The sequence below is a fragment of the Ureibacillus sp. 179-F W5.1 NHS genome (assembly GCF_045369345.1).
In the GTDB taxonomy this organism is placed as follows: domain Bacteria; phylum Bacillota; class Bacilli; order Bacillales_A; family Planococcaceae; genus Ureibacillus; species Ureibacillus halotolerans.
The window spans coordinates 1-13,477 of record NZ_JBIQFG010000058.1 but is presented as its reverse complement, the minus strand read 5'-3'; the positions used below and the strand labels follow the sequence as shown (position 1 = coordinate 13,477).

Below are 13,477 nucleotides of genomic sequence, written 5' to 3'. Positions count from 1 at the left end.
ATAAAAATATAGATGTTCGGGTCGCATAAATTAGGAGTGAGCTAAATGCTCACCCCAACATTTGACTTAGAACCTTATTTCAACAAATTCCATATAGTACCACGACTACATTTCATATCTATACTTTATTGGAAACTTATTCTAATGTAAAATAGTAATTAGATAAAGTTAAAGGGGGAAGCTGTTTAGCGAGAATATGTCAATTCAAATGAAAAACATTGATTTTCCGACTGTTCGTTATGAGGAATGGAAAGAACAAGCCGTGAAAGCATTAAAGGGGAAACCGTTTGAAACTTTATTCACCAAAACAATAGAGGGTGTCACTCTACAACCACTCTATACACAGGAAATGCTATTAGACCAGTTAAGTGACCAATTGGATAAACAAATTTCTACTATCCGTTCTTTAAAGTCAGCAACCGGTTTAAAAGTAGCGCAACAAATTTATGGAGAAACACCAGCAGAATTTTTTGTTCGTTTACAAGATAGTATCGATAAAGGAAATGAAGTACTAACGATTGATAGTCGAGTAGCATTTGAATGGAATGAAGAACATATAACGACTTTATCTAGTTTTTTAACTGAAAATTCATTCAAATTAATCGTTCAAAATGAAAAAGATCCAATTTTAAATGTTTTTAATCATATAAAAAATTTTGATATAGAAGGTTTTATTCTTTCAAATCAACCAATATTTTTGGAAAATTTTAAACAAGTGAGAACAATTTCGGCCAATACCGCTACATATCATCACGAAGGGGCCCATGCAATACAAGAATTAGCTCTTTCCCTTGCCCTTGCAGCAAAGTTCGCGGAGCAAGAAAAAGATTTTGATAAATTTTTAAACAAGTTTTTTGTCAATTTTGCTGTCGACACATCCTTTTTCGGTGAGATTGCAAAATTACGTGCTTTTAAAGTATTGTGGAAAGCGTTTACATCCGCTTATGGAATTACAGAAGCGAGGCCGATTCCAATTGTTGCCGAAACTTCATTACGAAGTTTTTCTACATTGGATGTGTATGTCAATTTATTACGTGCAGGTAATGAAGCATTTGCAGCGTTAATCGGAGGAGCAGACCTATTTACGGTTCATCCCCACGATTGTTTAACAAAACCTACCGAAAAATCCATTCGTATTGCACGAAATGTTTTATTAGTTTTAAAAGAAGAATCCTTTGTAGAAAAGGTTTTAGATCCTTCGGGTGGTTCCTACTTTATCGAATCACTAACAGCCGAGTATATTGAAAAGGCATGGGATTTGTTTTTAGAAATTGAAGAAGCTGGCGGTATTGATATCTATATAGAGTCAGGGAGATTACAAAATGAGTTAGATGCCGTATATGAAAGTCGTCGTAAGGCTGTTGAAACTAGAAAACAATCGTTAATCGGTACTAACATTTATGCCAATCCAAGTGATGAAGTGGCGATGGAAATAAATCCGCTATTTAAACAAGTAAAACGATTAGCAATACCATTTGAACAATTACGTGTAAACTATCAAAAGGTACAACCGAAAATTGGTATTTTAACTTTTGGCAACTTAAAGGACTTTAAACCTCGAGCTGACTATGTATCAGGCTTTTTTGCAACGGCAGGCATTACACCTGAACAATCTGGAGAAATTCAAAACGTTGAAACAGCACAAGCATGGTTACAAAATAATGAATTTGATTATGTGATTTTTGTTGCCAAAGATGATGAAACAAGAAATATTGTCCCAACACTTCTTCCTGCAAAACCAGAGCAGTTACTATTCGATGTAGCTGGGAAGTTTGATGAAGAGCAGAAGGACTGGTTAGCAAAAGGGGTAAATGGCTTTATATATGCAGGTCAAAATATTGTGGAAAAGCTGACAGAGGTACTTGAAAGTTTGCAGGAGGTGCAACGATGAGTAAACCGAATTTTAAATCCGTCCATTTAAAAGAAGTATTTTTGGATGAAAAATTAAATCCTACCCATTCATTTATGACAAATGAAGAAATAAAAGTGAACGAATTTTATAATAGAGAAGATATTCAACAGGTGAGCCATTTAAATGACTTCTCTGGTATTGCGCCAAATACTCGAGGACCTTATCCGACCATGTACGTAGCCCGTCCGTGGACTGTTCGACAATACGCTGGATTTTCAACTGCAGAAGAATCGAATGCCTTTTACCGTAGAAATTTAGCGATGGGTCAAAAGGGGTTATCGGTAGCCTTTGACTTAGCAACCCACCGAGGCTATGATTCGGATCATCCTCGAGTAAAAGGGGATGTCGGGAAAGCAGGGGTAGCCATCGACTCGATTGAAGATATGAAAATATTATTTGATGGAATTCCATTAGATCAAATGTCTGTTTCGATGACGATGAATGGTGCCGTATTACCGATTATGGCCTTCTATATTGTTGCAGCGGAAGAACAAGGAGTTTCTACCGAACAATTAGCAGGTACGATTCAAAATGATATATTAAAAGAATATATGGTACGTAATACGTATATTTATCCACCAGAAATGTCCATGAAAATTATTGCCGATATTTTTGAATTTACGAGTAAATTTATGCCGAAATTCAACTCAATTTCCATTTCTGGTTATCATATTCAAGAAGCCGGCGCAACAAATGATATCGAATTAGCTTATACGTTAGCGGACGGTCTTGAATATGTGCGAACAGGTTTAAAAGCTGGAATCGATATTGATTCATTCGCACCAAGGCTTTCCTTCTTTTGGGCAATTGGAATGAATTATTATATGGAAGTAGCAAAAATGCGGGCTGCACGCCGTATTTGGGCTCAAATGATGAGTACATTTAGTCCGAAAAATCCAAAATCATTGGCATTGCGTACCCATTCCCAAACATCGGGATGGTCTTTAACAGAGCAGGATCCATTCAATAATGTAACAAGAACATTATTGGAAGCAAATGCAGCGGCAATGGGGCATACCCAATCCCTTCATACAAATGCCCTTGATGAAGCGATTGCATTACCAACGGATTTCTCAGCTCGTATTGCGCGGAATACGCAACTATTCTTGCAAGAAGAAACCGGTATGACAAAAGTGATTGATCCTTGGGGTGGATCTTACTATGTAGAAAAATTAACGGATGAGCTTACCCGAAAAGCTTGGGCGTTAATTGAAGAAATTGAACAACTAGGTGGAATGGCAAAAGCAATTGAAACAGGGTTACCAAAAATGAAAGTAGAAGAATCGGCAGCAAAACGTCAAGCTAAAATCGACTCTAAAACGGAAACGATTGTCGGCGTGAATAAATATTTATTAGATGTGGAAGAACCAATCGATATTTTAGATATTGATAATACAATTGTTCGACAAAAACAAATCGAGCGTTTAGAAAAATTAAAGTTGAATCGTAATGAAGAAGAGGTTCAAAAACATTTATCTCGACTTACTCGTGCTGCTGAAACAGGTGAAGAGAATTTATTAGCTGTAGCAGTTGATGCTGCTCGTGCTCGTGCTTCCCTCGGTGAAATTTCTGATGCCATTGAGAAGGTTTCCGGTAGACATAAAGCTGTCATTCGATCCATTTCAGGTGTTTATTCTTCCAATTTCTCAGATGATGAGTTAATCAAAGAAGTTAAACAAATGACGGAGGAGTTTTTAGAAAACGAAGGGCGTCGTCCACGTATTCTCGTGGCTAAAATGGGGCAAGATGGTCACGACCGAGGAGCGAAAGTTGTAGCAACAGGTTATGCGGATTTAGGCTTTGATGTGGATATTTCTCCACTATTTTTAACACCTGAAGAAGCTGCACAAATGGCAGTAGAAAATGACGTTCACTGTGTTGGTGTTTCCTCTCTTGCAGCTGGACATAAAACATTAGTTCCTGAACTGATAGCAGAACTTAAGAAACTTGGTCGGGAAGATATTATCGTAATCGTAGGCGGGGTTATTCCAGCCCAAGACTATCAATTTATATATGATGCTGGAGCTGTAGCGATATTTGGCCCAGGAACGGTTATCCCTGTATCTGCCATTAAAATTATTGAAGAAATATACAAACGATTAGGTTACGAGGAAGTGTCTTTGTAATGGAAGAACAAACAGACAAAGGTGCATTACATGTAATGGCCGGTGTAGAAGGAAACCATGATGGAAGATCGATTTCTCCAAAAAAATTTCGAAAAAAGAAGCAGCAAACGATAGATATTCCAAAGCTAGCAGAGGAAGTGCGTAGAGGTTTACGCACTTCCCTTTCAAAAGCGATTACGCTCATAGAAAGTTCTCATCGCGAACATAAGGAGCAAGCCCAAAAATTGTTACAGGAACTATTACCTTACACAGGGAACAGTATTCGAATTGGAATAACAGGTGTACCAGGTGCTGGAAAAAGTTCCTTCATCGAAGCCTTTGGAACAATGCTTTGTAATTTGGGGAAAAAGGTTGCAGTTCTTGCCATTGATCCGAGTTCATCCCTTTCTGGTGGAAGTATACTAGGAGATAAAACTCGTATGGAAGAATTAAGTCGTCATAAAAGTGCTTTCGTACGACCATCACCGAGTGCAGGTACCCTTGGTGGTGTTCATAAAAAAACAAGGGAAACAATGTTGCTTTGTGAAGCAGCTGGTTACGATGTCATATTAATCGAAACAGTTGGAGTCGGACAAAGTGAGACATATGTTCGCGGAATGGTTGACTTCTTCCTTCTCTTAGTATTAACTGGTGCAGGTGATGAATTGCAAGGTATGAAAAAAGGGATTATGGAGTTAGCAGACGGGATTATTGTCCATAAAAGTGACGGAGATAATATGCCGAAAGCAAAAAAAACTGTTCGTGAGTATTTGCAAATTCTTCACTTTCTTCAACCTGCTACACCTGGATGGATTAGTAAAGCATTACCTGTATCCTCGATTAAGAAAATAGGATTAACCGATGTTTGGGACATGATTTGTCAATTCGAAAAAACAATTAAAGACTCTAACTATTGGGAAACAAGACGACTAGAACAGACAAGAGAATGGTTCCAATCAATGATTACGGACACTTTGATTGACTCATTTTTTAATAATTCCGATAAAAAGGGGCAAATGAAGTCAATTGAAAAGGAAATATTACAAGGGGAAATAACGGTTACTCAAGGTGTAACAAAATTATTTGCTAAAGATCATTGATCAGTATTTTAAAACATTCAAATAGACGTCTTTGTGATAATATATATAGTTGAAAGGAGCGATAAATCATGAATATGGATTACGATTTATTTATGGAGGAAATTAAAAGAACAGCGCGTGCTGAAATAGAGGGAGCAGGTTACGAACAACTGCGTACACCAGAAGAGGTAGAGGAAGCATTTGCTCGTCCTGGTACTACACTTGTGATGGTAAACTCTGTTTGTGGTTGTGCAGGAGGGATTGCCCGTCCAGCTGCAGCAAACGCGATTCATTACGATAAACGTCCAGATCATTTAGTAACTGTATTTGCTGGTCAAGATAAAGAAGCAACAGCTGCAGCCCGTCATTTCTTTGGTGAAAACCACATTCCTTCTTCACCAGCCTTTGTATTATTAAAAGATGGTAAAGTAGTTGCAGATATCGGCCGTCATGAAATCGAAGGTCATGATCCGATGTCGGTTATTACAAATTTACAAGCAAACTTTGAAGAATATTGTGACGAAGTTTAATGTAAAAAGATGAAAGAACTTGTCCTTAAATTTTTTAAGGACATGTTCTTTTCTTTCAAATTGTCACAATAATCCGATTTTACTTTTATAAACGCTTCAAAGCTTAAAGGAGGAAGTCGATATCAAAAAATTTAAAATCGGCTATCGCACAGTTAAAACTGCAGTAGGTGCTGCCATTGCCATTGCCATTGCCCACTACTTTGACTTACAATACTTTTCATCGGCAGCCATCTTAACAATACTTTGTATACAAACGACTAAAAAGAAATCTGTACATGCCGTTTATACGAGATTGATTGCAAGTTTCATTGGAATGGCTTTTGCCTATCTCGCTTTAGAAACGTTCGGCTACAATCCACTCGTATTAGGTTGTATGATACTAATTTTTATCCCTACGATTGTCTCTTTAAATGTTGCAGCTGGCTTTGTTTCAAGTTCCGTTATTATTATGCATATTTATGGAGAAGCAAATTTTACATTGGACTTATTTTTAAATGAAATGGCCTTAATGGCGATCGGATTTGGAACAGCACTTGCCGTCAATATGTATATGGGGGATTTCCAAAAAGAACTGGATCGATATCTTTGTGAAATTGAAGATTTATATAGTTCGATTTTTAGTGAAATTGTAAAGTATTTGCGCAATGGGGATACTTCGTGGGATGGTAAAGAAATTATAGAAGCGGCCAATATATTAAATAAAGCGAAATCCCTTGCTTTTAAAGATGTCGAAAATCATCTAACCCGTAAACAAAATGAATACTATTTATATTTTGATATGCGCGAAAAGCAATTGGAGATTATCGAACGAGTACTACCTAAAATTACAACATTGCCTGTTATGGTACAGCAAACAAACTTAGTTGCCGATTTTATGGAGGAACTAGCTGAAAATGTGCATCCGGGTAATACTGCGAAACGCTTTCGCAATAAATTAGAAATTGTGAAAGAGGAATTTGCCAAAATGCCATTACCTGAAAATCATGAAAAATTTCTAGCAATGGCCTCCCTTTATCAATTTATCGAAGAAATGGATCAATATTTAATGATTAAACAATCCTACAAAGGAATAAAGAAAAAAAGCAGGAAAAAAGCGATTACACAATCGTAATCGCGGTGGAAGCTGTTTAGAAGAACGATAAACCAAATGCTAGAGTTGAAATGACCATAATGGCTATCATACTATATACGACTATTTTCTGGAATTTTTTATTACTCATATTTTCGTTCTCTCCTTCTATTATTAAATTTAGTTTATCAAATTTGAAAAATATCTCAAGTACGTAGCGAATTGTTTTCCATTTCGGTACAATAGAAATGTACTATAACAGAAGGGGTGTTGTCATGAAGGGTGTAGATCATATTGGGATTGCAGTTAAAAACCTGGATGAACGTATTACATATTATACTGAAACTCTAGGCTTAACATTACTAAAAATAGAAGAGGTTCCATCTCAACATGTTCGCGTAGCGTTCATTGATGCAGGTAATGTGAAGTTTGAGCTTTTAGAACCTACTAGTGAAGAAAGTGCGATATATAAACATATCGAAAAACGTGGAGAAGGTATTCAACATGTTGCATTTGGGGTAATAGGAATTCGTGAAAGAATGAAAGAATTACGGGAAAAGGGTGTGCGTATTCTTTCAGATGAGCCGAATCCAGGTGCCGGGGGAGCAGAAGTTGCCTTTTTACACCCTAAGGACTCTTACGGTGTTTTATATGAACTTTGTGATAAAAGTAAAAAAGGGGATATATAGAGCTATGGACATGTTCGACAAAATTAATGAGATGTATGATCGTAAACGTGAAATTGAGCTTGGCGGTGGGGACAAGCGTATTGAAAAGCAACATGAAAAGGGTAAGCTTACAGCTCGTGAGCGGATTGATTTATTATTAGATAAAGGAACATTTGTAGAAATTAATCCATTCATTACACATAGAACAACTGATTTTGGTATGGATGAACAAAAGGGTCCTGGTGATGGGGTAGTAACTGGATTTGGTAAAATTAATGGGCGTAATGTTTATTTATTTGCCCAAGATTTTACGGTTTTTGGTGGTGCATTAGGTGAGATGCATGCTAAAAAAATAGCTGCTGTAATGGACTTAGCTGCTAAAAACGGTACTCCTTTTATTGGCATTAATGATTCTGGTGGTGCCCGAATTCAAGAAGGCGTATTATCTTTAGATGGATATGGGAGCATTTTTTACCGAAATGCGATCTATTCCGGAGTCATTCCACAAATTTCGGTTATTATGGGACCTTGTGCAGGTGGAGCAGTTTACTCCCCGGCTATTACGGACTTTATTTTAATGGTAGATAAAACGTCCCAAATGTTTATAACGGGACCAAAAGTAATCGAAACCGTTACCGGGGAGAAAATTTCATCGGAAGATTTAGGTGGTTCGAAAGTTCATAATACGATTAGTGGGAATGCCCATTTCCGTGCTCCATCTGAAGAGGAGTCTATCGAACAAATTCGCAATCTTCTAAGTTATCTGCCACAAAATAATAAAGAAAAAGCACCAAGATTCCCTCGTCCTGAAGGGGATGACTATCGTCCGGATATTATTGATTTTGTACCGATTGAACCGACGAAACCTTATGATGTTCGGAAAGTAGTTGAACAGGTAGTAGATGAAGGATCCTTTATGGAAGTTCAGGCTGAATTTGCCAAAAATATTGTTGTTGGTTTTGCGCGAATAGCAGGGGAGTCCGTTGGATTAGTTTGTAACCAACCGAAAGCGTTAGCGGGTGGATTAGATATTGATTCATCCGATAAAGCTTCACGATTTATTCGAACTTGTGATGCTTTTAATATTCCGATTATTACTTTTGAAGATGTTTCCGGATTTTTCCCTGGAGTGAAGCAGGAGCACGGTGGGATTATTCGTCATGGTGCAAAAATTTTATATGCATACTCGGAGGCGACAGTACCGAAAATAACGGTCATTTTACGTAAGGCTTACGGGGGAGCATATGTGGCACTCAATTCTAAATCAATTGGAGCAGATTTAGTTTTTGCGTGGCCGAATGCAGAAATCGCAGTAATGGGTGCTGCAGGGGCAGCGAACATTATTTTTGCCAATGAAATAGCTAATTCGGAAGATCCTGAAAGTACCCGTGAAGCGAAAATCGAAGAATATAAAGAAAAATTTGCAAATCCTTATGTTGCAGCATCTCGTGGTATGGTTGATGATGTCGTTGATCCAAGAGAGACACGCATTAAATTAATTCAGTCTTTAGATATGCTATCAAATAAAGAGGAATCCCGACCAGCGAAAAAGCATGGAAATATTCCTCTATAATAAAAATAGTAGTTTAATAGAACACAAAAGGGCATCCTACCATTTAGGATGCCCTTCAAATTTTATAGCTTTTGATCTTTTTTCTCGTCCTCTTCATCGCTCATAATATCTTTTGTAGAATCTTTAAAGTTTTTTATAGACTCGCCAATAGATCGACCTAACTTTGGAAGTTTGGACGGACCGAACATGATTAATATAATTACTAAAATAATGATTAATCCGGGAATACCGATTGAGTTCAACATAAAATATTTTCCTCCAATAGTTTACTGCAAAAGTAAGTGTCACTTGTCATCCCCTCTAAAAAATCGATTTACTGTATCAGAGGGGACGGAAGTTGAATGGAACTTTATTTTTTTGCAGATTCTTCTTTTTTATTTTCAGTTGAAGTAAATTCTTCTTTCACTTCTTTAAATTCTCCCGATACGTCGTCCACAACATCCTTCGTTGAAGCTTTAAATTCTTTTAAAGTTTGTCCAACTGCACGACCTAATTGAGGTAATTTTGATGGTCCGAAAAGAATTAATGCGATGACTAGAATAATAATTAATCCTGGAACTCCAATTGATTGAATCATTTTATTCATCCTCTCCTAAGAAATGTGTTATTCAGACACTTCTATATTTTGTAATTGTTTTTTATATGTTTTTTCTGAAACAATAATACTAATCTCAAACAAAAGTAATAGTGGAATAATAATTAAAAAATCAGATACAAAATCTGGTGGGGAAATCATTACACCGATTACGATCAGGATGAAATAAGAGACTTTTCTCATCTTTCTTAATCGATTGGGGGTAACAATACCCAACTTAGTTAAAAATAATATGACAACAGGTAATTCAAATACGATGCCCACTGGAATTAACAAATTGAACATAAGTGTAAAATATTGTTTCATTCCATAAGTTTCTGTTGCACCAATGGAATGATTAATATTATCCAAAAAGTTTAACATTAATGGGAAAAGAATAAAGTAACTAAAGGATACTCCGATAATAAATAAGAGGAATGCTAGTGGTACAAATTTTGCAGCGCTAGAAGCTTCCTTTTTTGTTAAACCAGGCTTAGTAAACAACCAAAGTTGATGCATTGCAACGGGCAATGTTAAACAAATAGATACTAATAATGCACATTTTACATAAATTGAAATACCATCTGTATATCCAAAAACGTTCCAATCAACGTTTTGAGCAACTTTTTGAGACTTAATAAATTGTAAAATATCAGGTGCAAAAATGAATCCAATGAGTAGTGTCACAATGAAAACGGAAGAAATAATAATAAGTCTTTTTCGAAGTTCCGTTAAATGCTCAACTACTGTATATTCTTGTTCTTCCATTTTCCAACCCCTTTTCAAAACTTATAATTATAACAAAATCATAAAATTTTATCTACAATAATAAAAATATATATTGATAAAGTCTATAAATTTAATAAAATGTACACAAAGTTGTTGAATTGTATACATAACTATTGTAGACTGTAATAGTTTTACAAGGAATATTATATGATTATACACTCTTTAAATAAAAAGTAAATAATTTAATAGAGTGAGATAGGGGGGATTATATGACGGAGTATAACCGTGACGAACTTTTAACAATTATACAAATGTTAGCAGGAATTACATTAACTGTTGGTTACGCATTTTCCATTGCACATTTCCATAGTACTGTTCCCGCATTTGCGTTAATTGGTTCAGCGGTCGGCCTTGCCATAATTGTAGGATGTTGGCTAGGGTTAAAACATTTAACCTTCATGCTTACTATCATTTTAACGTCAATTATTTATGCAATTTATTTTAACTTTGGAGCAATGTTTAGTTAATTTTAGGAGGAGTCAATTATGGCGGAAAAAGAAAATTTCACAGAAAAACGTTCGACAAGACGTAATTTTTTGAAAAACTCGGGTTTAACCATTGGTGGATTAGTACTAGGTGGAGCAGTAACAAGTCTAGTAACTAAAAATAGTGATGAAACAATTACAACAACTGCAGATCCTTCACATTCCCACAGCGCAGAAAGTTCAAATTATAATAAAGCGTTAATGTTCTTCACACCTGAACAATACTCAACAATTGAAGCTGCAACTGAACAAATTTTCCCCGAAACAGAAATTGGTCCAGGAGCAAAGTCCTTATTAGTAGCTTATTTCATCGATCATCAATTAGCTGGCGCATGGGGCTTAAATTCAAAAGAATATACTCAAGGACCATTTAATCCAGATGCGTCCCCGTTATTTGGATATCAAACCCACTTGAATCGTCAACAAGTTTTTACATTAGGTATTAAATTATTAAACGATGAAGCGAAAAAACGTTTTGATAGTAACTTTTATTCAATAACTGCAGAGCAACAAGTAGAAATTCTTAAAGCGGTTGAAGCAGATGAAGTTAAATTGAATGCTGCAGTTAAACCGTCATTTTTCTTTAAATTATTACGCACTGCAACTTTAGAAGGAGCTTATGCGGATCCGTTGTATGGTGGAAATAAAGATATGGCAGGGTGGAAAATGCGTAAATTCCCTGGTCACCAAATGAGCTACAAAGAAATCATTGAAAAAGATGAATTTGTAACTTATGAACCACAAGGATTAAATGCTCAACATAATCACTAATTAGAATGGAGAATTGAAGATGGCAACGAAATTACCAAAAACAGATATAGTTACGGTAGGTGTTGGTTGGACTGGTGGGATTATTGCATCAGAACTAACTAAAAAAGGATATAAAGTAGTGGGACTTGAACGAGGAAAATCCCGTTCTGTCGCAGATTATTTAATGGTACACGATGAACTTCGTTATTCTCAACGTTTAGAAATGATGCAAGATTTATCAAAAGAAACATGGACAGTACGTCACGACCCTTCACAACGTGCATTGCCTGTACGTCAACACGGTTCATTCTTAATTGGTGATGGTTTAGGTGGATCTGGTGAACACTGGAATGGATTAACTTACCGTTTCTTCCCATACGATTTTGAAATTTATACAAAAACAGTTGAACGTTATGGAAAAGATAAAATCCCTGCAGATATGCCTTTACAAGATTGGGGTATTACATATGATGAGTTAGTACCTTACTTTGAAAAATTTGAACAATTGATTGGTGTTTCTGGAGAAAAGAATCCACTACCAGATTCACCACAAGTGGATCACCCAACAGGCCCGTTATTAAATACTCCTGCAATGAAAATGTTTAAAGAAGCTGCTACTTCATTGGGGTATCATCCTTATACTGCTCCTGCTGCTACTTTATCCGAAGATTATACAAACCCAGATGGTATTACTCGTGGGGCTTGTCAATACTGCGGATTCTGTGAACGATTTGGTTGTGAATATGGTGCAAAAGCTTCTCCAGTCGTAACTGTAATTCCAGTAGCAGAAAAAACAGGTAACTTTGAAATTCGTACTTACGCTAATGTTCGTCGAATTTTACACGAAAATGGGAAAGCGACTGGCGTTTTATACGTGGATAGCACTACTGGTGAAGAATTTATTCAAGAAGCAGATGTTGTTGTTGTTTCTGCATATGCACTGAACAATGTTCGTTTATTATTAAATTCTAAACTTGGTACGCCATACAATCCAGAAACTGGTAAAGGTGTAGTTGGTAAAAATTATGCTTACCAAATGACTTCAGCTGGAACTACAGGATTCTTTGAAGATAAAGAATTTAACTTATATGCTGGTACTGGTGCATTAGCGATGGTTTTAGATGACTTTAATGGTGACTTTTTTGACCATTCGGATTTAAATTTCCTTCATGGTGGTAATATTGCTTTAGGACATTATGGTAAACGTCCGATTGCTAATAACTCTACTCCTTCAGGTACACCTTCTTGGGGAGCGGAATTCAAAGATGCGTCAGTTAAATATACAAATCGTACTTTAAGTATTGGAAGCCAAGGATCGGTAATGCCGCACAAAAACAATTATTTAGACCTTGACCCTACTTACAAAGATCAATACGGTGATCCGTTATTACGTATGACATTTAACTACCGTGAAAATGAACGTAACCAACAAAAATACATCCGTGAAATTACGAAAAAAATTATGGAAGAAATGGGCGCAGATATCATTAACGAAACTGGCGACCAAGGCGATTGGGATACAACAAAATACCAAACAACCCACAATACAGGTGGTGCAATAATGGGTGCCGATCCAGAAACATCTGTATTAAATAATTATTTACAAATGTGGGATTGTGAAAATGTCTTTATCCCAGGTGCAAATGCTTTCCCACACAACTCTGGTATGAACCCAACTGGTACAGTAGGGGCACTTGCATACCGTGCTGCTGAAGGAATTGAAAAATATCTTAAAAACGGTGGCGGATCTTTAGTATAATTTTGTTTTAATTTATTTATCTATACTAATAGAACGATAAGAAATAAAAATAGTTTCTAGTCAACAACCTAAAAGGATGGTGGGATGTATTCCTACCATCTTTTTTGTGGCTCTATAATATTTGTTGGGGTTTAAAAAAATTTCATAAATAAAAAAGCACGTAATCACCGATTTCTATATACTT

At 36.2% G+C, this 13,477-nt stretch carries 14 protein-coding genes; 10 read left to right on the top strand and 4 right to left on the bottom strand.

The annotated features are described in order from the left end of the window. The first annotated feature begins 208 nt into the window (after positions 1 to 208). From ACH0B5_RS16600 to ACH0B5_RS16580, 5 genes are all read left to right on the top strand, one after another. Positions 209 to 1,891, top strand: a complete 1,683-nt coding sequence (locus ACH0B5_RS16600; RefSeq protein WP_341362240.1) for a methylmalonyl-CoA mutase family protein — start codon at positions 209 to 211, stop codon at positions 1,889 to 1,891. Beyond that, positions 1,888 to 4,038: a methylmalonyl-CoA mutase gene (gene scpA / locus ACH0B5_RS16595; RefSeq protein WP_122973303.1), complete on the top strand. Its 2,151-nt coding sequence runs from the start codon at positions 1,888 to 1,890 to the stop codon at positions 4,036 to 4,038. Before ACH0B5_RS16600 ends, scpA begins: the two co-directional genes overlap by 4 nt. Beyond that, entirely contained in the window at positions 4,038 to 5,117 is a 1,080-nt protein-coding gene (gene meaB / locus ACH0B5_RS16590) for a methylmalonyl Co-A mutase-associated GTPase MeaB (RefSeq protein WP_406928151.1), read from the top strand. Before scpA ends, meaB begins: the two co-directional genes overlap by 1 nt. 68 nt (positions 5,118 to 5,185) lie before the next feature. Next, positions 5,186 to 5,626, top strand: coding sequence for a BrxA/BrxB family bacilliredoxin (locus ACH0B5_RS16585; protein ID WP_122973305.1), 441 nt, complete (start codon positions 5,186 to 5,188; stop codon positions 5,624 to 5,626). 121 nt (positions 5,627 to 5,747) lie between these two features. After that, positions 5,748 to 6,737, top strand: coding sequence for an aromatic acid exporter family protein (locus ACH0B5_RS16580; RefSeq protein WP_406928152.1), 990 nt, complete (start codon positions 5,748 to 5,750; stop codon positions 6,735 to 6,737). Between the two features lie 16 nt (positions 6,738 to 6,753). On the opposite strand, the gene prli42 is transcribed toward ACH0B5_RS16580, so the two are convergent. Next, positions 6,754 to 6,846, bottom strand: coding sequence for a stressosome-associated protein Prli42 (gene prli42, locus ACH0B5_RS16575; RefSeq protein WP_156967325.1), 93 nt, complete (start codon positions 6,844 to 6,846; stop codon positions 6,754 to 6,756). 124 nt (positions 6,847 to 6,970) lie between these two features. Here prli42 and mce point away from each other — a divergent pair, with 124 nt between their 5' ends. Together mce and ACH0B5_RS16565 are read left to right on the top strand one after the other, a co-directional pair. Next, positions 6,971 to 7,384 (top strand): methylmalonyl-CoA epimerase, encoded by a 414-nt coding sequence (mce, locus tag ACH0B5_RS16570; protein WP_341362238.1) that lies wholly within the window; start codon positions 6,971 to 6,973, stop codon positions 7,382 to 7,384. Between the two features lie 4 nt (positions 7,385 to 7,388). Further along, a complete protein-coding gene (locus tag ACH0B5_RS16565) occupies positions 7,389 to 8,936 on the top strand; it encodes an acyl-CoA carboxylase subunit beta (protein ID WP_406928150.1) in 1,548 nt (515 codons plus the stop codon). 62 nt (positions 8,937 to 8,998) lie between these two features. On the opposite strand, the gene tatA (ACH0B5_RS16560) is transcribed toward ACH0B5_RS16565, so the two are convergent. From tatA (ACH0B5_RS16560) to tatC, 3 genes are all read right to left on the bottom strand, one after another. Further along, positions 8,999 to 9,181: a twin-arginine translocase TatA/TatE family subunit gene (tatA, locus tag ACH0B5_RS16560; RefSeq protein WP_406928149.1), complete on the bottom strand. Its 183-nt coding sequence runs from the start codon at positions 9,179 to 9,181 to the stop codon at positions 8,999 to 9,001. A gap of 104 nt (positions 9,182 to 9,285) precedes the next feature. Beyond that, positions 9,286 to 9,513, bottom strand: coding sequence for a twin-arginine translocase TatA/TatE family subunit (tatA, locus tag ACH0B5_RS16555; protein WP_122973333.1), 228 nt, complete (start codon positions 9,511 to 9,513; stop codon positions 9,286 to 9,288). A gap of 27 nt (positions 9,514 to 9,540) precedes the next feature. After that, entirely contained in the window at positions 9,541 to 10,278 is a 738-nt protein-coding gene (tatC, locus tag ACH0B5_RS16550; RefSeq protein WP_122973332.1) for a twin-arginine translocase subunit TatC, read from the bottom strand. A gap of 230 nt (positions 10,279 to 10,508) precedes the next feature. On the opposite strand from tatC, the gene ACH0B5_RS16545 reads away from it, so the two are divergent. From ACH0B5_RS16545 to ACH0B5_RS16535, 3 genes are read left to right on the top strand one after another with little or no spacing between them, the layout of a single operon-like run. Then, positions 10,509 to 10,766, top strand: coding sequence for a hypothetical protein (locus ACH0B5_RS16545; RefSeq protein WP_122973331.1), 258 nt, complete (start codon positions 10,509 to 10,511; stop codon positions 10,764 to 10,766). A gap of 18 nt (positions 10,767 to 10,784) precedes the next feature. After that, positions 10,785 to 11,555 (top strand): gluconate 2-dehydrogenase subunit 3 family protein, encoded by a 771-nt coding sequence (locus tag ACH0B5_RS16540; RefSeq protein ID WP_122973330.1) that lies wholly within the window; start codon positions 10,785 to 10,787, stop codon positions 11,553 to 11,555. A 19-nt stretch (positions 11,556 to 11,574) separates the two neighbouring features. Beyond that, positions 11,575 to 13,293, top strand: a complete 1,719-nt coding sequence (locus ACH0B5_RS16535) for a GMC family oxidoreductase (RefSeq protein WP_122973329.1) — start codon at positions 11,575 to 11,577, stop codon at positions 13,291 to 13,293. Positions 13,294 to 13,477 lie beyond the last annotated feature (184 nt).

Excerpts from the sequence above, each read along its gene's own strand:
- ACH0B5_RS16600 (WP_341362240.1), top strand. The coding sequence starts at position 209 with ATGAAAAACATTGATTTTCCGACTGTTCGTTATGAGGAATGGAAAGAA.
- scpA (WP_122973303.1), top strand. The coding sequence starts at position 1,888 with ATGAGTAAACCGAATTTTAAATCCGTCCATTTAAAAGAAGTATTTTTG.
- meaB (WP_406928151.1), top strand. The coding sequence starts at position 4,038 with ATGGAAGAACAAACAGACAAAGGTGCATTACATGTAATGGCCGGTGTA.
- ACH0B5_RS16585 (WP_122973305.1), top strand. The coding sequence starts at position 5,186 with ATGAATATGGATTACGATTTATTTATGGAGGAAATTAAAAGAACAGCG.
- prli42 (WP_156967325.1), bottom strand. The coding sequence starts at position 6,846 with ATGAGTAATAAAAAATTCCAGAAAATAGTCGTATATAGTATGATAGCC.
- mce (WP_341362238.1), top strand. The coding sequence starts at position 6,971 with ATGAAGGGTGTAGATCATATTGGGATTGCAGTTAAAAACCTGGATGAA.
- ACH0B5_RS16565 (WP_406928150.1), top strand. The coding sequence starts at position 7,389 with ATGGACATGTTCGACAAAATTAATGAGATGTATGATCGTAAACGTGAA.
- tatA (WP_406928149.1), bottom strand. The coding sequence starts at position 9,181 with ATGTTGAACTCAATCGGTATTCCCGGATTAATCATTATTTTAGTAATT.
- tatA (WP_122973333.1), bottom strand. The coding sequence starts at position 9,513 with ATGATTCAATCAATTGGAGTTCCAGGATTAATTATTATTCTAGTCATC.
- tatC (WP_122973332.1), bottom strand. The coding sequence starts at position 10,278 with ATGGAAGAACAAGAATATACAGTAGTTGAGCATTTAACGGAACTTCGA.
- ACH0B5_RS16545 (WP_122973331.1), top strand. The coding sequence starts at position 10,509 with ATGACGGAGTATAACCGTGACGAACTTTTAACAATTATACAAATGTTA.
- ACH0B5_RS16540 (WP_122973330.1), top strand. The coding sequence starts at position 10,785 with ATGGCGGAAAAAGAAAATTTCACAGAAAAACGTTCGACAAGACGTAAT.
- ACH0B5_RS16535 (WP_122973329.1), top strand. The coding sequence starts at position 11,575 with ATGGCAACGAAATTACCAAAAACAGATATAGTTACGGTAGGTGTTGGT.